Origin of the sequence: Parabacteroides caeci (assembly GCF_023656795.1) — a bacterium.
Lineage (GTDB): Bacteria > Bacteroidota > Bacteroidia > Bacteroidales > Tannerellaceae > Parabacteroides > Parabacteroides segnis.
Genome location: NZ_JAMOKT010000016.1, coordinates 44235 through 63345, shown reverse-complemented (window position 1 = coordinate 63345; position 19111 = coordinate 44235). Strand labels below are relative to the sequence as shown.

Annotated in this window: 19 protein-coding genes; 4 read left to right on the top strand and 15 right to left on the bottom strand. The window is 44.0% G+C overall.

Annotated elements, in window-relative coordinates:
* Positions 1-21: 21 nt before the first annotated feature.
* The 15 genes from NBH15_RS10420 to NBH15_RS10350 form a co-directional block, all read right to left on the bottom strand.
* Positions 22-1470, bottom strand: a complete 1449-nt coding sequence (locus tag NBH15_RS10420) for a DUF3868 domain-containing protein (protein ID WP_250822609.1) — start codon at positions 1468-1470, stop codon at positions 22-24.
* Positions 1471-1485: 15 nt separating this feature from the next.
* Positions 1486-2052, bottom strand: a complete 567-nt coding sequence (locus NBH15_RS10415; protein ID WP_009859741.1) for a DUF3575 domain-containing protein — start codon at positions 2050-2052, stop codon at positions 1486-1488.
* 152 nt (positions 2053-2204) lie between these two features.
* The gene (locus NBH15_RS10410; RefSeq protein WP_128133841.1) at positions 2205-2819 is read right to left on the bottom strand and encodes a response regulator transcription factor; all 615 of its coding nucleotides are present in this window, start codon (positions 2817-2819) and stop codon (positions 2205-2207) included.
* Between the two features lie 6 nt (positions 2820-2825).
* The gene (locus tag NBH15_RS10405; RefSeq protein ID WP_186960230.1) at positions 2826-3518 is read right to left on the bottom strand and encodes a hemerythrin domain-containing protein; all 693 of its coding nucleotides are present in this window, start codon (positions 3516-3518) and stop codon (positions 2826-2828) included.
* A 76-nt stretch (positions 3519-3594) separates the two neighbouring features.
* Positions 3595-3981 carry a type II toxin-antitoxin system RelE/ParE family toxin gene (locus tag NBH15_RS10400; RefSeq protein WP_250822608.1) on the bottom strand — a complete coding sequence of 129 codons (387 nt, stop codon included), beginning with the start codon at positions 3979-3981 and terminating at the stop codon, positions 3595-3597.
* A complete protein-coding gene (locus NBH15_RS10395; RefSeq protein WP_128133843.1) occupies positions 3960-4202 on the bottom strand; it encodes a hypothetical protein in 243 nt (80 codons plus the stop codon). Before NBH15_RS10395 ends, NBH15_RS10400 begins: the two co-directional genes overlap by 22 nt.
* Before the next feature lie 47 nt (positions 4203-4249).
* On the bottom strand, positions 4250-5395 hold the full coding sequence (locus tag NBH15_RS10390; protein ID WP_186960229.1) for a Rid family hydrolase: 1146 nt from the start codon (positions 5393-5395) through the stop codon (positions 4250-4252).
* A gap of 102 nt (positions 5396-5497) precedes the next feature.
* Entirely contained in the window at positions 5498-6106 is a 609-nt protein-coding gene (locus NBH15_RS10385) for a response regulator transcription factor (RefSeq protein ID WP_186960228.1), read from the bottom strand.
* 10 nt (positions 6107-6116) lie between these two features.
* Positions 6117-6809 (bottom strand): hemerythrin domain-containing protein, encoded by a 693-nt coding sequence (locus NBH15_RS10380; protein WP_128133845.1) that lies wholly within the window; start codon positions 6807-6809, stop codon positions 6117-6119.
* Between the two features lie 25 nt (positions 6810-6834).
* On the bottom strand, positions 6835-7986 hold the full coding sequence (locus NBH15_RS10375) for a Rid family hydrolase (protein WP_250822607.1): 1152 nt from the start codon (positions 7984-7986) through the stop codon (positions 6835-6837).
* Positions 7987-8007: 21 nt separating this feature from the next.
* Positions 8008-8715, bottom strand: coding sequence for a hypothetical protein (locus NBH15_RS10370; RefSeq protein ID WP_250822606.1), 708 nt, complete (start codon positions 8713-8715; stop codon positions 8008-8010).
* Positions 8716-8729: 14 nt separating this feature from the next.
* On the bottom strand, positions 8730-9965 hold the full coding sequence (locus NBH15_RS10365) for a porin (protein ID WP_186960225.1): 1236 nt from the start codon (positions 9963-9965) through the stop codon (positions 8730-8732).
* 19 nt (positions 9966-9984) lie between these two features.
* Positions 9985-11391: a di-heme oxidoredictase family protein gene (locus NBH15_RS10360; RefSeq protein ID WP_250822605.1), complete on the bottom strand. Its 1407-nt coding sequence runs from the start codon at positions 11389-11391 to the stop codon at positions 9985-9987.
* A 92-nt stretch (positions 11392-11483) separates the two neighbouring features.
* Entirely contained in the window at positions 11484-12701 is a 1218-nt protein-coding gene (locus NBH15_RS10355) for an imelysin family protein (RefSeq protein WP_128133850.1), read from the bottom strand.
* Positions 12702-12737: 36 nt separating this feature from the next.
* Positions 12738-14051, bottom strand: a complete 1314-nt coding sequence (locus tag NBH15_RS10350) for a putative porin (protein WP_009859728.1) — start codon at positions 14049-14051, stop codon at positions 12738-12740.
* Positions 14052-14463: 412 nt separating this feature from the next.
* On the opposite strand from NBH15_RS10350, the gene NBH15_RS10345 reads away from it, so the two are divergent.
* The 4 genes from NBH15_RS10345 to pflB all read left to right on the top strand — a co-directional run bounded on the left by NBH15_RS10345 (position 14464) and on the right by pflB (position 19111).
* A complete protein-coding gene (locus NBH15_RS10345; protein WP_244050665.1) occupies positions 14464-15093 on the top strand; it encodes an HU family DNA-binding protein in 630 nt (209 codons plus the stop codon).
* Positions 15094-15786: 693 nt separating this feature from the next.
* Entirely contained in the window at positions 15787-16008 is a 222-nt protein-coding gene (locus NBH15_RS10340; protein WP_128133852.1) for a hypothetical protein, read from the top strand.
* Positions 16001-16588, top strand: coding sequence for an ATPase (locus tag NBH15_RS10335; protein ID WP_128133853.1), 588 nt, complete (start codon positions 16001-16003; stop codon positions 16586-16588). Before NBH15_RS10340 ends, NBH15_RS10335 begins: the two co-directional genes overlap by 8 nt.
* Positions 16589-16870: 282 nt before the next feature.
* Complete coding sequence (gene pflB / locus NBH15_RS10330; protein WP_128133854.1) at positions 16871-19111, top strand: formate C-acetyltransferase; 2241 nt, start codon at positions 16871-16873, stop codon at positions 19109-19111.

Genomic DNA, 19111 nt, shown 5'->3' with positions numbered 1-19111 from the left:
TTTCTTTGTTATCTTTGATGTTTATTGTTCATCCAGCCATTTGCTCAGTTCATCCCGGTTCTGGGCGGCAGCCTTAACGCCTGCGTTGGCAGCTTTGCCGAAATAGTCGAGCGCCTGCTGATACTCTTTCTTCTTGGCGTAAGCTACACCGAGGTTGTTCCATGCTTCCGGTGTATTGATTTTTTGCAGACGGGCGATACCTGCATCGTCAGCTCCACGTTCTATCTCGAGGGCGGCAGTGTTCTGCTGTGCCACCGGGTCGGTCGGGTAGAGGCGTACGGCAATGTCGAATACTTCCTTGAATTCAGGGCTGTCTTTCGGATAGGTGTTGGCTACCACGAACATCTCGTTCAGGCTCAGATACTGCGGTTTCGTTTTGATCACCTGTTTGGCTTCGTTCACGTCGAACGGACGGGCGATGTAAGCCAGCGTATAGTCTATACGGCGCAGGGCAGGATAATAATCATCCAGTAACATACGGTAAGTCTTGCCGCCGTTCAGTGCTTTCAGTTGCGCTTTGCGTTTATTGATATCGGACACTTCCAATACTTTAAGGATTTCATCGCGGTTGGACAGGTTGGATGCCTTGATTGCGTTGCGTAAGCCTATCCAGTCTTCACCTTCCCAGTTCACCTTCATCAGGGATGCCGGCATGTCTTCCTTATCCTTCATATAAGCGGCGAATGCTTTGGCGCGGCTTTCCGACAGTTTCATATTATAATCGTAGCCACCTTCCGGTGAAGCATATCCGGTGATATTGAATTCCGTAAACTTCAGGTTCTTGTCGTTGCGTACTTCGCTAACGATCTTGCTTACCTCTTTCAGTTCGGCGGCGTTGTTTTTGAAGTCATGCAGCAGGACAGACTTACCCACTTCGAAGTTGAGGTAGGCCGAGTGCGTTTCGCTACGTTGTTTTACCGGCTCTGCGGGAGGTGTCACATAACTTAGCTCGTAGGTCGGTGCGACAACCGGCGGCAGGATACGGGATGACAGCGGAGTGATATTGCTTGCCACGTCGCATGAAGCGCATCCGGTCGTATTGGCCTGCATGACCAGTGAGGCGTTACGCATCCAGCTTTCGTACGGTACGGTCAGCGTCATCGGGATAGATTCCGCCTCGTTCTTTTTGTGGCGGAAGATGACTGTCGGAGTCTGTTCGAACGGTTCTGCGCCGAAGCCCATCTCACGGTCGAGTGCTTTCATACGTTTCTTTCCGGTAATCACGAACGGGTCGAATTTGATAGTGTGCGCCTTGTCCGCCGATTGGAGTACCGGGGTTATGATGACCATGTTCTGCGATTTCAGTTGCATGTTGTTGAGGTTGGCTGTTGTAGACAGGCTCACCTGGCTTCCCTCTTTTTTTACTTGCAGGTCGCTGTATGCTATGCCGTCGGGACTGACAACCTGCGCCTGCATGCTCCCATAGGCGGAGCATAATAAAACGGTTACTATATAGAATAACTTCTTCATTTTGTTTGTTCGTTTTTAGTGGATAAAATAGATAAATGAGATGGAGGCTTTTGTTACACCCCAATAGTTGTGGTTGCCGGTGCGTAGTTTGGGCATGTCTTTGCCTTTGGCGTATTCGTCGTAGTGCATACGGGCATAACCGGCACCTATCTCGCCTTCAATACCCCAGCGTTTGCTCAGAATCCATTGATGTCCAATACTGATACCGCCGCCATACATATAACCGTCGTAGCGATGGTCGCGCAGTTTCTTGAACATGTCGAATGGCAGTTTGAAGCCGGCCACGTCGTACTGTCCGCCCAAGGCGTGTACACCGATAAATGTACCGTTGAACTTCTCGCAGGTCCAGAAGCGTACGCCTGCATGGGCCAGCCAGTGTTTGGCTTGTTTGTCGTTGTTGAACTCGAATGGGTTATAACCCGCAGAAAGGTCCATTGTAACCTTTTTCCCTAATCCCACTTCCAGACCGAGGTTTGGAGTGGCAGTGGCATCATAGACGATATTATTCTTTAATGCTACATGCTGTGCACTTGCATAGAGGGATAATAATAGCGTTGCCCCTATTAAAAAGAATTTCTTCATGTGATATTCAATATTAGTTATACTCTTCCTTCTTAACAGGACGGTTCCGGCGATTGTTTGGTTTGTTTGATAAAAAGGGTGAAAGGTTATGATTAATTATCAAGAAAAACGATGGTTTTTGTATTTGTTATGTTAATACGGTATGAACCGGATTATTCCCGTGGCTTTTGAATATCGCTCAGCTCTACCAGCTTATTGACAATGGCATATACAGTCAATGCACTTGCACTATGTACCTGCAATTTGCGGGCGATATTTCTCCGGTGTGTAATGACTGTATGGGTGGAAAGGAAGAGACGGTCGGCTATTTCGCGGTTGGTCATTCCTTTGACGACACAGACAACGATTTCCTTTTCGCGGGTACTCAATGTTTGTTGTTCATCGCCATCCCCTTCGCCGTCTTTGCCTTTGGTATGCAGGCGCTCCAGTTTGAGCTTCATTTCGTCTGCACTGTCGAATATGCTGATTTGGTCGTCATAATACCGGATAACGGCATGTTCGGCTACGGAATAGAGCAGGGCCAGGCATTTCATATCCGGGCAACCGGTCATCTCCTTCAGGTGAGGGATAGTGAAATAACCCGGGATGGAAGGGTTGATGATGAGGACGTCCGGCTGGTGTGTCCGGAGGTCCTCCGTAAGCGATTCGATCGTCGCTATTTCTGATACCTGGATACGCAGGCCGGGGAGACGTTTCAACATGGTCTCCAGCCCGTAGCGGACAATGGCGGAAGGCTCAGCAATAACGATTTTCAGATTGGTGCTCATGGGGCATCATTTTATTGTTTTTTCTAAAGCAAGTATAGCAGGCATGAAAAGGTAGTCTTCCACATGGTTGTGGGAGGCAAGGTCCTGTTCCGTTGCGAAGATGTCGAACAGCACGCTGTTCAGCAGGTTGCTTCCGGGGCCCGGATAATATTTGATGAGGATATTCTTCAGTTCGATAATCTTCATCTCTATCTGGTCGTGCCGTTTGCGGAAGATTGAAATATTGTATTTCGGGTCTTTCTTCCCTTCCAGCAAGCCGCGGACATACGGGAAAACGACTTTTTCTTCGTATGACATGTGTTTATTGACTTCCTCTGCATATTCGTCGAAGAAGCGCTGGATGACGAATGCTACGTCCTGCGGGCATTCTGCGATGGCTTCCAGAAGTTTTCTTCTCAGATGCGGCAGACGGAAATTCAGGAAATAATCGTGTGCGTTATGCAGATAGGTAATTAATGCTTCAATGGAGAGGCAATTGCTTACGTTGGTGACGGGAGCGGAAATCTCTTCCGTCAGGAAATTGACGACTGTCAGGAAAGTACAGGCGTCTACTCCGTTCTGGCGGCATACTTCTCCGATATTCTTTTCTCCGAATCCCAAGGCAATACCAAAGCGGCTCATCACAAGAACCATCGGATAGTTCTCGCAGATAAGGTCGCTCATTTTGTCGGTTTCCCGGTATTTCCCATTTTTATACATAGGCTGTTTCTTTCTTGTTTTGGTGTTATTAATTCACCAAAGGTACTCCTTTTTCTTTTAATGACTTTGAACGTTATTAATCTTTCACGTTTGTTGAGGACGTTTGCTTTCCATAAGGAACCGTTGGTTCGTTCAGATATTGCGGGTCTTGATTACGTAAGGTATAGGCCAGGCGCTCCGGATTACGGCGGTTATCCCATATAACGAGAACGGTAATTAGTTCATCGCTGTAATGATAAAAGAGGGAGTATTCCGGAACAGCAATAAGATATCGTAAATGAGGATATTCCGTAGCTTTTCCTGATAAAGGAAAGGATACAGCCTGCTTTATTGTTTCTCTAAACTTGTTTAATAAATAATTGCTGTACCGGTTATTACCATTGCGTTCGTCATAAAAGTCTGCAATTTCTTCTATTTCTTGCAAGACCTCTTCATCCCATATTATTGTTCTGGTGCTAACCATTTGGCAAATCTTTTTTTCATTTCTTCGTCAGAAACTCCTTTTCCTGCTTTCATTCGTTCTAAAGCACGGTCTATCTTTCCTTTTAATTCCGAAGAAAAGTATAAGATATCGTTTTTTTGCTCCTTTTGGTCGAGTAACTGTTCGATTTCATTGATAAGATGTTCGTCGAATACAGTTTCCAAGCGTTGGAGAAGTTTTTGTTTGCGTTCAATTAATGTCATATCGCTCTTGTTTATTGATTTTACTACAAATGTAAGAATATAATCGGTTACAGCGGCGGATACTCCGGTTCGTCTACGGCAACGACGGCCAGGCATTCGATTTCGACCAACCAGCCGGAACGGCATACCGGGGCACGGACAATCAGGTAAGGCATATTGGGATGATTCGCTTTCATGTATTGTTCAATGCGGGCGAAATCACCGGTGTCACGGATATAGACGATAGCTTGCATGATGTCGTTCAGGTCGGCTCCGGCTTCATTCAGCAAGGCGGTGATGTTTTCAATCATACGTTCCGATTGCTTGATGACATCTCCCGGATGTACGATCTCACCATACCGGTCGATGCTGGCGGTACCTGAAACGAATACATGGCGGCGGTCGCCATATGTGATGGCTGTTCCCCTTTCAAAAGTCACGCCATATTCATACGTCCGGCTCAGGTGGTCGGGGGCATAGAGATATTGAATCTGTTCCTGTCCGATACCCGATACGGCATACGTGTCCATTGTCACGAAAACATTGGTATCCTGATAGCGTCCCTCAATGCCGGTACTGGCAATAAAATGAGTGTTTTCCGTCAGGTTCTGTGTTGCAAATACATCTTTGCGGGCTTTGACGACTCCCGGATAATTCACGTCTACGTTCTGAACAAATATCCAGGTGCGGATACAGTTGTTTGCCAACGTGCAGTTGGCGGCCGTCAGCTGCATGATATAATCGCGGAAGATGAGTCGTGTCTGATACTCCGAATTGGCAGCACGGTTGCACAGGTTAGCCCCGAATAGTTGGCGGTAGTTGCCATGACGTGCTTCAAACAGGTTACTGGGAAGAACCTGCGTCTGTACTCCGGTCTGAAGCCATGCCCAAAGAGCTATTTTGGTACCGTTCATCGGTGCCTGTTGTACGATGGACAAAGCGCAATACGGGTTACTGCGGTCCTGTTCCATCAGCGATGCTGTCTGGTTGGTGACATCGCTCAGGAAGTAGCGGCGGAATACGGCTGTCGGGTTTCCGGGAAGTTCTTCTACACATTGCGTATAGGCTTGCAGAAGATTCTGTAGTTGGGTAGGGTAATCTTCCATGCAATCTGTTTGCTGGAAGAGAAGATGATATTCTGTAATACCCTTTTTAGTCTCGAATGAGGTGATTTGCACCTCTGTCTTATCGTATTGTTTGGAAATTAGATTCATGGTATCCTGATATGTTTTGTTTCTTTCCCAAAGATACAGCATATCAGTATGAACCCAAATTTTGGAGTGTGAAAAGAAAACAAAAGCTGTAAGAAAAATATATCAGGCTTTTTTTATGTCGTTCAATTCAATCAGTTTATTTACAATTGCATATACGGTTAAACCGCTGGCACTATGTACTTGCAGTTTGCGGGCTATATTGCGGCGGTGTGTGATTACCGTATGGGTAGATAGATAGAGGCGGTCAGCTATTTCGCGATTAGTCATTCCTTTCACAACACATATAACAATCTCCTTTTCACGCGAACTGAGTGTCTGCTGTTCCTCTTCTCCCGTATCCGGGCAGGCTTCCTCTGCGTTTAGCCGTTCCAGTTTATGCTTTAACTCATCCGGGCTGTCGTAGATGTTAATCTGGTCATCGTACGACCGGAGCTGGGTATGGTCGGCAGCCATATACGTAAGGGCCAGGCATTTCATTTCGGGACATCCGCATTCCTCCTTTAAACGTTGTATGCCGGAATAACCGGGTAATGCCGGGTTAATCATCAAGACCTCCGGGCGATGCATACGGAGACTTTCTATGAGACATTCGGCGGTCGCTATTTCTGTGAGCTGGATGTGAAGTCCGGGCAGTCGTTTCAGTAAAGTAACCAGTCCGCAACGGATAATGGCAGACGGTTCGGCAATAGCTATTTTGATGTTAGGACTCATAAAGCAGTAGTCATTTTATTGTTTTTTCAATTGCCAGTACGGCGGGGACGAAGAGGTAATCTTCTACCCGGTTATGAGAAGCCAAATCCTGTTCGGTGGCAAAGATGTCGAACAGGACACTGTTCAGCAGGTAATTGTCAGGCCCGGGATAGTATTTGAGCAGGATATTTTTAAGCTCTACGATTTTCATCTCTATCTGGTCGTGCCGTTTGCGAAAAATACTGATATTGTATTTGGAGTCCTTCACACCGTCCTGTAGATTGCGAACATAAGGAAAGACAATCTTTTCTTCGTACGACATGTGCTTATGTACTTCATAAACATAATCGTCGAAGAATTTGGTGATGGCGAAGGCAATATCACCCGGGCAGCCGGTAATCGCTTCCGTCAGTTTGCGGCGGATATGCGGGAGGCGGAAGTTCAGGAAATAATCGTGCGCATTGTGCAGATAGGTAATCAGTGAACCGACAGAGAGGCAGTTGTCGATGCCGTTTATCACAGTGGGAGTTTCTTCCGTCAGGAAATTGACAACGGTCAGGAAGGTACAGCTGTCCACTTCATTTTGCCGGCATACGTCGCCGATGTTTTTCTCTCCGAATCCCAAGTCGATGCCGAAGCGGCTCATTACGAGAACCATTGGGTAGTTCTCGCAAATCAGGTCGCTCATTTTATCTGTCTCTGTGTATTTTCCTTGTTTATACATAGTTGTTATTTTTAGGATGTTATGTTTATAGACAGGGGTATTGCGGAAGGTCGGCCGGTATAATAGCCACGCATTCCGTTTCAATCAGCCATCCCGGACGGCATACCGGTGCCAGTACGATAAGGTGCGGCAATTCCGGATAATGGGTACTGATATATTTCTGTACATTCTCATAGTCTGCCGGGTCGCGCAGGTAAACGATGGCCTGCATGATGTCGCCGATGGAAGCCCCGGCCTCTTCCAGTAGGGCGCTGATGTTTTCCATCATTCGACCGGTTTGTTTCAATATGTCGCCGGGATAGACAATCTCGCCTTTATTGTCGATACTGGCTGTACCGGACAGGAAAATATGCTTCCGGTCGCCGTAGGAGACGGCGGTACCCCGTTCAAAAGTCACCCCGTATTCATAAGTCGGGTTGAGATGGGTAGGGGCATACAGGAACTGTATCTGTTCCGGTTGCAGGCCGTCGACCGTGTAGGCATCCATTTGTACCAATACATCCGGATCGGCATGGCGTCCTTCTATACCGGTGCTGGATATATAATGTGTCTTTTCCGTCAGGTTCTGCGTGATGAAAACTTCCTTGCGGGCTTTTACTACGCCGGCATAATTGACGTCTACATTCTGTACGAAGAACCAGGTCCGGATACAATCGGCAGCCAGGGTACAATGTTGTTCGGTCAGTTGCATCACATAGTCGTTGAGCAGCAACCGGGTCTGGTATTCGGAAGTCGCTGCCTTATTGTGTGCACCTCCGTTCCATAGGTGGCGATACCCGTTGTGGGATGCTTCAAACATTCCTGAGTTGCAGGTTTCTGTCGCCATCCCGGTTTGCAGCCAGGCCCATAAGGCTATTTTGGTGCCGTTGAGGGGTGCCTGTTGCACGATGGATAAGGCGCAGAACGGGTTTTCACACTCCCGTTCCATCAACCCATCCGCTTGGTTGGCCGCATCGCTCAGAAAGTAGCGACGGAAAACGGCTACGGCATTACCAGCCTCTTTTTTAGTCACTGCGTCGTATGCTCTTTGTAAAGAATCCAACTGTTCCCCGAAAGAAAGTGAAGGGTCGGTAACGGAAAACATAATATGATATTCCGTTACCCCTCCCTTGCCTTCAAATGAACAAATTTGAGCGGATATGGTGTTTTGTTCGTATGTTTTTGTTGTGAATCTCATTGTCTGTTTTGTTATTCCTCATTAATTATTTGGAGCTCCTTCTTGTATCCATGTTTTTATAAGCGCAAGAATTTCTTGCTTACCTGTACTGTTGAACATATCTTTATGGATAGGATTTTCTTCCAGTATCTCGAGTATAAAACTATTATGAGGATCACCGGGCGTTACATAGTTCATTCCTTCTTCCGATACAGGAGCTTTAACGTTGACTAATGATTTATAAGCTATATTTTCCCTTAAATCGAGGTTTCCGGCTAATCCCGAACTACTTTCTCCGTGACAGGAAAGACAGTTTGTTTTAAAGACTTGAGACTGGATACGTTTGAAGCTTGCCAATTCTAACTCTCCAAAATTAATTTCAATATTCTCTCCGTTGTTTTCAACTGGCTGGTTACAGTATGAATAGATCACTTTCTTCCCATTGCTGATAATGGCAATATTTATGCTTTTTGTATCAGGACTCAGGTTGTTCAGTTTGACTGTCCGTTCTCTCCCGTCGATTGTCGGTTTGGAGATGCGTTTTGTCAATAAGGGTATTTGCGTGTCTGTTCCAAAGGCTGCAAGAGATAAGTAGTTCTCTTTCGGCCAGGCATCAATACCCTTGAAGGTTACTGTTACGGAAGCGGTTCGTCCCGAGTCGATCGTTTCGTCCGGATAAATTGTTCCTTCATCGCATCCGCAAAGCATTAGAAGAAAGGAGCAAACGAGCCCTGTATATTTATTCTTCATAATACATAAGTTTGTTAGAACGTAAACTGTAACATTGCTGTTGCCGAATGGCGTGCGATACCGATGCCGTCTTCGTCGCGGTCACCTTGGGTAGCGTGTCCGGTACGTCCCATATACTGGTACATGACCTGCAATTTCAGGTTATTGTTGAAAAAGTAATAGTTCATTCCTACTGCCGGCATATTTAACAAACCACCGTCATCTGTAGCATTGCGGTCGAATACGTCATATCTCAATGCCCCCTGTAGTTTTGGTGTAATAAAGTAACCGGCCTGTGCATAAGCTCCCCAGAAATTTTTATCAGGTTTCTGCATGATTTTAGTAAAATGCATATTCATGAAGTAACCTTCCGCAGCAAAATACCAGCGGTTTTTGATCCAGGTAAATTCCAGTCCTACACGGGCATCGCTGGCGGAAAGAAATTCGGCTTCAGCGTTGTAAGAGGCAGAAACTGCGATAGACATTTTATCATCATTCAGATTTTCCGGTGAACCTTGGGAGTTCGGCATCTCTCCTTTTGGCATAAAGGCAAGACGGCCGGAGTAGAGTAGGGATGGTAACCATTCGTGATCATCGCAATTCGTCTTTGTCGCTGTATTGACATCGATGCCGGTCCCGTTGAATATACCTACTTGATATTCCCATTTATTATTGACTAATCCGTGTACCATAACACCCAGGTCGAAACCAGTCGACATACTCGGTATCACGTAATTGAGGTCATAAGGAAGTAAGATGGATTGAGTGGCCGAATAAGGTAATACAGGAAACAACGTTTCTCCCAATGTGCTTAGATAAGCGTGCATAAATGGTGTTTTGAATTTACCGGCGCGGATACGGAAAGATTCTTTTATAGCAATGTCGAACCATGCCTGCTGCAATAGTGCACCACCACTTTTGGCCGGATTCAATGATAAGTTGAAAGTAACTTTGTTGAATGCCTTCCCTGTAAAACCGAGGATGGCATTAGGTATGGCAAAACCAGAGTTCGCCACATTTTTAGCATAATGGCTTTCCAATCCTTGGTCGTCATATCGGTTATAGGTTGCACTAGCCTGTACAAGGGCATAAGGTTTGAACAGGAAATCACCTGCTTTTGTGGAAAAAGAGAACCCTTTTTTACCAGCCAAAGAGACCACATCGTTTTCTACGTATTTGTCGTCAATTTCTTTTTTAGTAGTATCTTGTGCTTGTATCTGAATTGTTGCAGATAATAATGCTGCTGTCAACGCGATATATAATTTTTTCATTTCAATTTGTTTAACTTGTTTATAAACTTTGAAGAAATTTAATAAGAGCTTCACGGTCATCTTTACTCATACGGGCGAATAATGTGCGGGATGCGGCTCCTTCGCCGCCATGCCACATGATGGCTTCCGTCAGGTTGCGTGCCCGTCCGTCGTGCAGAAAATAGCTATGACCGTTGACCACTTCCTGTAATCCCAGTCCCCATAACGGTGTAGTACGCCATTCGTTGCCGTTTGCTATTCCGCTTGGATAATCGTCACCCAGTTCTACTCCCATGTCGTGAAGCAAATAGTCCGAATAGGGGTGAATGATTTGATTGCCGAGTTGAGGAAGTTCTGTATTGTTGAGCAAGACGGTTCCTCGTGGCCGTGTCTTTAGGGTGGTTACATGGCAAAGGTGGCATTTAGCCTGATAGAATAGTTGCTCTCCTTTTTTTACAGTAGCGTCATTAATGTTGCGACGTGCCGGTACACCTAAAGTTTGCAAATATAAGTCTACATCTTCCATATCTTCAGTCGATACCTGTACTCCCGACATGGCAAATCCCATCATATTACTTTGTCCTTCGCCTACTTCATGCGGGAAACGGTCGTTTGTTACACCCAGGTCTGAAGAAAAACCGAGTTCAACAGTCAGATCCTGATGGTTCGCCTTGTTTCCGGAAAGACCGATCTGTTTTTTTCCTTTTTCCGTTACATAATTGAGTCGTCCGCTAATACCATATTCCGGATAATTACTTTTTGCTGCAATTTGTTTCAGTAAATCCAGATCGAGTGCCATCATTTGTCCCATTCCAACATGGCGTAGGGGTTGGCGGACAGATATGCGTATATCCGACATCGGGATACTGTCGGCATACCATTCTGTGATCTGGTAGTGAGGTGTCAGCAGTTCATATTCTTCACCGTCAGGAAATTTGTATTTTTGTGCCGATGTTGTTATCTTAAGACGTCCTTCCGGCTTTGTACCATAAATGGCCTGGTCGTGCAAGACACGCCCGTAGTCAGGGAAGTAACCTCCGCTTTTGCGGGAGATGTAAATCAGCATCGAAGAAAAACCGGCTCCTGACCCGCCATCTGCTATGGCAGGACGTGTTCTACCGGTACTTTTGTGGCAGCTTCCACAGGAATATCCGGCATATAGCGGACCTAAGCCACCTCCGGATACATTTTCTACGCCACGTGCGTCGTCATATAGTCCGTCGCCGCTGTTAAAACGTTTTTCCAGTTCTCCTGTCACCCACTCTGCCTGAGAGTCATAGGCGTCCGGCGCATTGGAAAAAATAGTAGAGATACCGGCAGAGAGTTCTTCGGGGGATGCTACCTGGCCATTCGGCTTTTTGACTAGCCAGTTCTCGATATCTTCCGTTTCACAACTGCAAAGCAAACATCCGATAATAGAGAAATATATGAGTAATCTCTGTTTCATTTTATTGGTTATTGATATATAGCTTAAATGCAAAAGAGGGGAGGAACCTTTTTGTTATAAGGTTCCTTCCCGATACTTATATTATGTTTGTGTTATTCGGCAGAAAGCTTGGCACGGATTTTTCCTAATCCGTTTGTCAATTCCTTGCATGCATCCGTCGCAGCCTTGATTTCTGTTTCAGCTCCCAGATTGTTACGGAATGGACGTGGCATGTCTTCTATCGCTTCAATTGTTTTGTCGATCTGTACAACCATCAAGCTATCCAATGTCGGGTTTATAACCTTGACCAGCGCATGCAGACTATTGGCACTTGCATTCTCTTTATCCAGGTCACGGCCTCCGAAGTATGAGTTTTTGATGCTGACAATATTGTTTGCATAGTCATCGATAGAATTCCAGCTATACCATGATTCTACGGCTAATACTCCCGGGTTGTTCGGGTCTGATGCATCTTTGTTACTGCCATTCCATTTATCAACAGGGTCCTGGATCTTTTGAGTTCCTACCTCGTTGGAAATACCAGCCATACCGTTATCCCCGTTTAATATTGTTTCAATGGCCTGGTAAACAGTACTTAACCCTGTATAAGCCGAACCGTCATGTTTTTTCATCGCATCCCCGTAAGAAGTTGGTACGTTGATATCTCCTAAACCTTTGTCCCATCCATTATATAATGCTGTAACATCTTTCAGCATGTGTTTAGATACAATTTGAAGATATTTCTTTTCATTGTCACTGAAAGGTGATTTCGATATTTGACGGGGATCACCGTTATCGAACAACATTCTTTCTGCTGTGTGGAAGCCACGAAGGTTTTGAGGAGCATCGGCAGGTGCGTCTTCGTCGTCATCAACATCACCATCTACATTACTAAAATCTCCGGACTCTATAATTTTATCAATCCCATTTTTATCCAATGGCCAGCTATCCAAGCTTGGATCATACAAACCTTTATCTGCGACACCGAAAAGAAAAGCTTCCGATTGTTCCCAAGGCACACGGGCAGCACGCCAGGCGGAACATGCATCGGAGAGGTCATTTTGACTATTAGATGCTACGAATTTGTCTACGGCAGCAGTATAAGCAGTCATTTTGTCTAATAAATCCTTATAGGTCGGTAATACAACATGATCTACGTATTGCGTAACAGTCGCACTCATTTGTGCTTCTGTCGGTTTTGTACCTGTGTCATTAGGCAAGAGGTCAAAAGTCCATCCCTGAACATTGTTGTCGGGATCGTCGTCACCGCAAGAAAAGAAACTCAATGAAACTCCCATTAATAAGAGGGGAAATAATGTACTCTTTTTCATCTTTCAAATTCTATTATAAATTTATACTTTCTCTTTTTATTTTTTTATGAACCAGCCTATATAAGCAATGCCTATAGATGCCATGTTTTGGCTGTTGTAATCGCCTCCACCTACAATTTTGTGGGTATAGTCTGCTTTTATAACCAGATTGGGGAGTGCATAATAATTTAAACCTGCCGTTATGAGGCTCTTTTCCAGACGTTTGTCTGCAACTTTGACATTACCTCCTTTTTCCATTTTGTACATGGGACTGTAAAATTCGTAACGTACAAACGGATAAATCTTAGGTGCTTTTTTTCCACAGAAAGAACCAATGTTATAGCCAACTTCACCTCCATAGCTTATGGCATTTTTGGCTACGGTTGATTTGGGGTAACCGGAAGCATTGGAAGAACCATTGTTTATGCTGGTCAATGCATCACTGTCCTCCAGATTGCCATATATGATGTTGGCACGAGCAATTAAATTGTTATTCACGCTTTTGTATTGAGCATCTGCCGAAAATATCGTAACCGGGAATTTATACTTACTGTTTCTTGTGGGTTTGGTTCCGTTTTTAGCCATTTGGTCGTAATAGAAAGAGGCTCCGACGCGTAGTCCCTGGAATGCCTTTACTCCATTATAGTTGACGCGTGCTACAAATGCCGGGCTTGTGAAATTGCTGATTTCGAAAGCGCCCTGAGTCGCTTTTCCTGCCCAGTTTTCTGTGCGGAAAGCCTGCGGGTCAAGACCGGAAACCAATTGTAATTCATAGTCGAAATTACCTAAGTCACCAAACAGCGCAACGCCTGTTTCATGCCAGGTGGAAGGCAGGATGGTCGTTTCACCCTCCGGACGATATACCCCGAAGAAATTCAATGGTTCATGATGCGCATTCGTTAATCCGACAGGAACGATCATGTGACCGAAGCGGAAATTTAAATGTTTATTCATTAAATAAGAAATATGAAATTGTTCGAGAGCTACTTCACCGCCCTTTTCAATTTCGGTTTCATATTCACCATTTTCTTCTTTCCATTCGATTTCCCGGGCAGCTCCGGTTCCTCCATATTCAAATTCGATTTCGGAACTTAACACCCATTTTGGGGAAAACTTGTAGTCAAACGCTAAAATAAAACGAGGTATGGATATTTCTCCTCTGTTTCTTTTTGCTGTTCCGTTGGCTGTTGTCCAATTCCAATCGTAATCTAAGTAACTGGCAGCCATCTCCCCATAACCTCCGAAACGAAACTTTTGATAATCATCGTAGACCTCTTTTGCTTTAACGGTAGAGTTCATATCGCTTTCTTGAGCTAAAACCGGGCAGCAAACACATATCGCTAACGTAAGGAAATTCACTAATCTTTTCATGCCTTTTTAAAATTTTTGGCAAAATTAGCTTGTGTAGGAAGCCTACGCAATCGCATATAGTAGGTAAAAAGTGGTTGAACTTACCTAGTTGTAGGTATTTGCTTTACTGACCTGGCATTACTTCCGGTTATATAGATTGTATTTTATCTGATTCTTGTTCGCGGAAAATAAAACCACTCCGGGAATCTTTATCCTTTGATTATATTTATATCTTTGTCTGTAATATTTATTTATTCAATAATTGTTCTTTATGTATTTAACAGATATCGAATAATTATTCAACAATTGTCAAACGAATAAAGAATATCTGTCGAATGAATAAATTTTCAAGACGAAGAATTAGATTTTTGAGGAAGCATATTGATTCGTCAAAAAGAAACAAACAATATTCAAATGACTAATAATTAATACTATGAGTGCATACTATGACCTGTATGAAACGCCTTCTCCCAAAGGGAAAGATGGCAAGAAATCGCTGCATGCCCGTGTCTGTCCGATAAAAACCTATACGCAGGAAGAGTTTATTAAACATGTGGCTGCCTTCCAACTTCTGCCGAAGAATCAGATTGCCGGGGCACTTACTGCCATTATCGATGACCTTTGTGATCTGCTTGCCGATGGGTACACCGTGGAAATGGGGGACCTCGGATTCTTTAGCACTTCATTGAAATGCCTTCAGGAGACGGATGACGAGAATGATAAAATCAGAGCGGAATCAGTTACCTTTCAAAATGTGCATCTGAGAGTCAGCAGCAAGTTCCGTAAAAGAATCAAACATGCGATGAAGTTCGAACGCGTGCATTCCCTTACACGAAAACAGAAAAAAATTACCTCTACCGTGGAAGAGAGAAAGAAAAGGCTGGTGTCTTTTCTTAAAATAGATATCTGTATCACTCGAAAGGAATATATCCGGCTGACCGGATTGACACCTTATGAAGCAATGAAGGAACTGAACGATTTTATTAGCCAGGGTGTTCTTCGCCGTCGTGGGGTGGGCAGGTCTGTGGTATATGTTGCGGGGGAAAATCTGAAGGTTGAATAATTATATAGGTAATATTTTACCCTGTAATCCCTATTTATGGTTAGAAATGAGCTCGTTTTACATATATATAGGTATTGCCAATGCCTTTCCGGGGGTTTACCTTTGCCGTATCAATTAAGTTTTACTATTAGTATAAATCGTCCTGACCAAAATCCGATTTGTTGATTTTTATGTACACCTATTATTTAAGGTAAATACCCATGGAAGGGAGTTTTTTTATTGGTTGTCCCTTTCATATATAAAACTGAGCCATCCTGTGAAGAATGGCTCTTTTTTGTTTATCAAAGAAAGCAATTTTCGCAAATATTGTTTATTCCAATGATCAATTTTCCCGATTATAACACAGAATAGGTAGTAGGAAGCTCTTTTTATACTATATAATAGGTATTGTGTACTCCCCTTGACGGCTCTATCTTTGCAACATAGAAAAAAAGTAACACTATTAGTATAATCGCTATATCAAAACCTTTTGCTAATTATGTAAGCATATAAGATGATTAAACGTGTGTCGGAAATTTTTTATTGGTTGTTTCCGACATAAAAAAGGGACTCTCCTGTGAAGGATGGTTCCTTTTTTATTTACGGACGGCGGGAAAAGAAAGATATTACTGCCTTGCATTAATTAATAATAAATGTATCAGACATTTCAGATGGATTAGTATCTTTGTATAAACGTTTTAATAGATATAAACTATGACATCAGAAAAGCAACAGGTTGATATGAAATATAGCCTGACCGACATAACAACGGAACCATCGGATGAACAGTTGTCTCAGCTGATGAAAGAAGTTGCTGAAGAGGCTAAACAGAAAGCAGACAAAGCTAATTCAGAATTTTTTCATAAAATGCAGGAGTATATTCGTGAACAGAAAATAAAATTTGCTACTCGTAATATCAACTTGAATAATGCATAAACCGGTATTAATAATTATAGCGGGGCCTAATGGATCCGGTAAAACTTCTATCACGTCGAAAATTATTAAACATGACTGGATGGAAGATAGCATATATATTAATCCTGATAATATAGCACAGGAAAAGTTTGGAGACTGGAATTCATCTGAAGCTGTAATGAAAGCAGCTAAATACTCGGAGGAACTAAGGGAACAATGTCTGAAAGAACGGAAAAGTTTGATTTTTGAGACTGTGTTATCTGTTTATGACAAGTTAGACTATATCTTGCGTGCAAAAGAGGCTGGTTTTTTTATCCGGCTATTTTTTGTCTGTACAAGTTCACCTGTCATTAATGCGTCTCGTATTGCGGGAAGAATTCTGGCCGGAGGTCATGATGTTCCAATTACAAAGATTATATCCAGATATCAGAAATCGATTATGAATTGTGTTATTGCATCTAAATTTGTAGATCGTACTTATGTTTATGATAATTCAAAGGATTTCAATGAAGCTCAATTACTATTCAGATTAACCGAAGGTAAACTGGAGAAACAATACGTTGATGTAATACCTAATTGGGCAAATTCAATTCTTACTTAGACATATTCTCGACGTGACGTAATCGAATATCTATGCCACCAAGAAAAAACCGATAGTTGTATTATTGATCATGCCTTCTTTTTATTTTTTTGATATTATTTATAATCCTTCCTGTTTGATACCTATATCAGGCGATACGCGGCACTATATCTACCGTTTTAGTAACTATTTGTAGGGATTTTGGCCGTTGGGAATACATGATGTATTTGTTGATTGTTTCGCATGCCATATAAATAACGTACCTTTGCATCGAAATTAAAACCGAAGAAAACAAAATAAGGTATGAAGTTTGAAAACGAGAACTGGGCGCAGTTCAAAGGCGAAATTTGGAAAAGAGAGATTAATGTAAGGGATTTTATCCAGAACAACTACAAACCTTACGAAGGGGACGACTCTTTCTTGAAAGACTCCTCAGACAAGACGAAGAAAGTTTGGGATAAATTGACCGAAATGTTTAAGGTTGAAAGGGAGAAGGGTGTTTACGACGCTGAAACAAAATATCCTCAAGGTATAGATACTTACGGACCAGGTTATATTGACAAAGAAAACGAAGTAATTGTCGGCCTGCAAACCGATGCTCCTCTTAAACGTGGCATTTTTCCGAAGGGTGGTATCCGCATGGTGGAAAACAGTCTGGAAGCATATGGCTACAAACTGGACCCGATGACAAAAGAAATCTTCACGAAATACAGAAAGACGCATAACGAAGGCGTATTCTCCGCTTATACAGATGAAATGCTTGCAGCACGCCGTTCCGCTATCATCACCGGCTTGCCGGATGCTTACGGACGCGGACGTATTATCGGTGACTACCGCCGCGTAGCACTTTACGGTACGGAAATCCTGATCGCTGAAAAGAAACATTATCTGAAAAGACTCGATATACAGGAACTGACCGAAGAGATCATCCAGAGCCGTGAGGAAATATCCGAACAAATCAAGGCGCTGAAGGCTTTCGAAAAGATGTGTGCCGGTTATGGTTTCGATGTGACTAAGCCTGCAAAGGATGCACGCGAAGCGGTTCAGTTTGTCTATCTGGGTTATCTGGCTGCGGTGAAAGACCAGGATGGGGCTGCTATGTCGTTGGGACGTACTTCTACTTTCCTCGATATTTATATTGAAAAAGATATCCGTGAAGGCAAGCTGACGGAAGAAGAAGCTCAGGAGCTGATCGACCAGTTTATTATCAAACTGCGTATCGTCCGTTTCCTTCGTACTCCGGAATATAACGACCTGTTCTCCGGTGACCCTGTTTGGGTAACCGAGTCTTTGGGCGGACAGGGTGTCGACGGCCGTTCATTGGTGACGAAGACGTCTTACCGTTATCTGCATACATTATATAACCTTGGCCCGGCACCGGAACCCAACTTAACGGTACTGTGGTTCAACAACGCTCCTGAAAACTGGAAACGTTTTTGTGCGAAGGTTTCTATCGATACTTCCGCTATCCAGTATGAGAACGACGACCTGATGCGTCCGGATTATGGAGATGATTATGGTATTGCCTGCTGTGTGTCTCCGATGAAGATCGGTAAACAGATGCAGTATTTCGGTGCACGTGCCAACCTGGCTAAATGTTTGCTGTATGCCATCAACGGCGGCCGCGACGAAAGATCAGGTGTACAGGTGGCTCCGAAGTTTGAACCGATCACCAGCGAATACCTGGATTACAACGAAGTGATGGAGAAATACGAACAGATGATGCGTTGGCTGGCTAAAGTCTATGTGAACGCACTGAAGATCATCCATTACATGCACGATAAATATGCGTATGAAGCATTTGAGATGGCTTTGCATGACGGTTCGGTAGAACGTATCCGCGCAACAGGTATTGCCGGCCTTTCTATCGTTGCCGACTCATTGGCTGCTATCCGCGATACGAAAGTAAAAGTGATCCGCGACGAACGTGGCCTGGCTGTCGGTTTCGAACGTGAAGGCGATTATGTTCCTTTCGGTAACAATGACGATCGTACAGATAGCATTGCTGTCGACATCACTGAAAAGTTCATGGAGTATCTGCGCCAGCACCAGACATACCGTAATGCAACTCCGACACAGTCTATCCTGACTATTACGTCTAATGTCGTATACGGAAAGAAAACAGGTGCAACTCCTGACGGTCGCGAAGGCGGTACGCCGTTTGCTCCGGGTGCCAATCCGATGAACGGACGTGATACCAAAGGAGCTATCGCTGCACTAGCTTCTGTCGCTAAGCTGCCGTTCCAGCATGCACACGACGGTATTTCTTATACATTCGCTGTTTCTCCTGCAACGTTAGGAAAAGAACGTGATATCCAGATCGCCAATATGGTCGGCCTGTTAGATGGTTACTTTACTCCTGACGGCGGACAGCATCTGAATGTGAACGTATTCGACAAGGAGCTGTTGCTTGATGCTATGGAGCATCCGGAAAACTATCCGCAGTTGACAATCCGTGTATCGGGTTATGCAGTAAACTTTGTGAAACTGACACGCGAACAGCAGCTGGATGTGATTTCAAGAACAATCAATCATTCTTTGTAA

Excerpts from the sequence above, each read along its gene's own strand:
- NBH15_RS10420 (WP_250822609.1), bottom strand. The coding sequence starts at position 1,470 with ATGAAGAAGTTATTCTATATAGTAACCGTTTTATTATGCTCCGCCTAT.
- NBH15_RS10415 (WP_009859741.1), bottom strand. The coding sequence starts at position 2,052 with ATGAAGAAATTCTTTTTAATAGGGGCAACGCTATTATTATCCCTCTAT.
- NBH15_RS10410 (WP_128133841.1), bottom strand. The coding sequence starts at position 2,819 with ATGAGCACCAATCTGAAAATCGTTATTGCTGAGCCTTCCGCCATTGTC.
- NBH15_RS10405 (WP_186960230.1), bottom strand. The coding sequence starts at position 3,518 with ATGTATAAAAATGGGAAATACCGGGAAACCGACAAAATGAGCGACCTT.
- NBH15_RS10400 (WP_250822608.1), bottom strand. The coding sequence starts at position 3,981 with ATGGTTAGCACCAGAACAATAATATGGGATGAAGAGGTCTTGCAAGAA.
- NBH15_RS10395 (WP_128133843.1), bottom strand. The coding sequence starts at position 4,202 with ATGACATTAATTGAACGCAAACAAAAACTTCTCCAACGCTTGGAAACT.
- NBH15_RS10390 (WP_186960229.1), bottom strand. The coding sequence starts at position 5,395 with ATGAATCTAATTTCCAAACAATACGATAAGACAGAGGTGCAAATCACC.
- NBH15_RS10385 (WP_186960228.1), bottom strand. The coding sequence starts at position 6,106 with ATGAGTCCTAACATCAAAATAGCTATTGCCGAACCGTCTGCCATTATC.
- NBH15_RS10380 (WP_128133845.1), bottom strand. The coding sequence starts at position 6,809 with ATGTATAAACAAGGAAAATACACAGAGACAGATAAAATGAGCGACCTG.
- NBH15_RS10375 (WP_250822607.1), bottom strand. The coding sequence starts at position 7,986 with ATGAGATTCACAACAAAAACATACGAACAAAACACCATATCCGCTCAA.
- NBH15_RS10370 (WP_250822606.1), bottom strand. The coding sequence starts at position 8,715 with ATGAAGAATAAATATACAGGGCTCGTTTGCTCCTTTCTTCTAATGCTT.
- NBH15_RS10365 (WP_186960225.1), bottom strand. The coding sequence starts at position 9,965 with ATGAAAAAATTATATATCGCGTTGACAGCAGCATTATTATCTGCAACA.
- NBH15_RS10360 (WP_250822605.1), bottom strand. The coding sequence starts at position 11,391 with ATGAAACAGAGATTACTCATATATTTCTCTATTATCGGATGTTTGCTT.
- NBH15_RS10355 (WP_128133850.1), bottom strand. The coding sequence starts at position 12,701 with ATGAAAAAGAGTACATTATTTCCCCTCTTATTAATGGGAGTTTCATTG.
- NBH15_RS10350 (WP_009859728.1), bottom strand. The coding sequence starts at position 14,051 with ATGAAAAGATTAGTGAATTTCCTTACGTTAGCGATATGTGTTTGCTGC.
- NBH15_RS10345 (WP_244050665.1), top strand. The coding sequence starts at position 14,464 with ATGAGTGCATACTATGACCTGTATGAAACGCCTTCTCCCAAAGGGAAA.
- NBH15_RS10340 (WP_128133852.1), top strand. The coding sequence starts at position 15,787 with ATGACATCAGAAAAGCAACAGGTTGATATGAAATATAGCCTGACCGAC.
- NBH15_RS10335 (WP_128133853.1), top strand. The coding sequence starts at position 16,001 with ATGCATAAACCGGTATTAATAATTATAGCGGGGCCTAATGGATCCGGT.
- pflB (WP_128133854.1), top strand. The coding sequence starts at position 16,871 with ATGAAGTTTGAAAACGAGAACTGGGCGCAGTTCAAAGGCGAAATTTGG.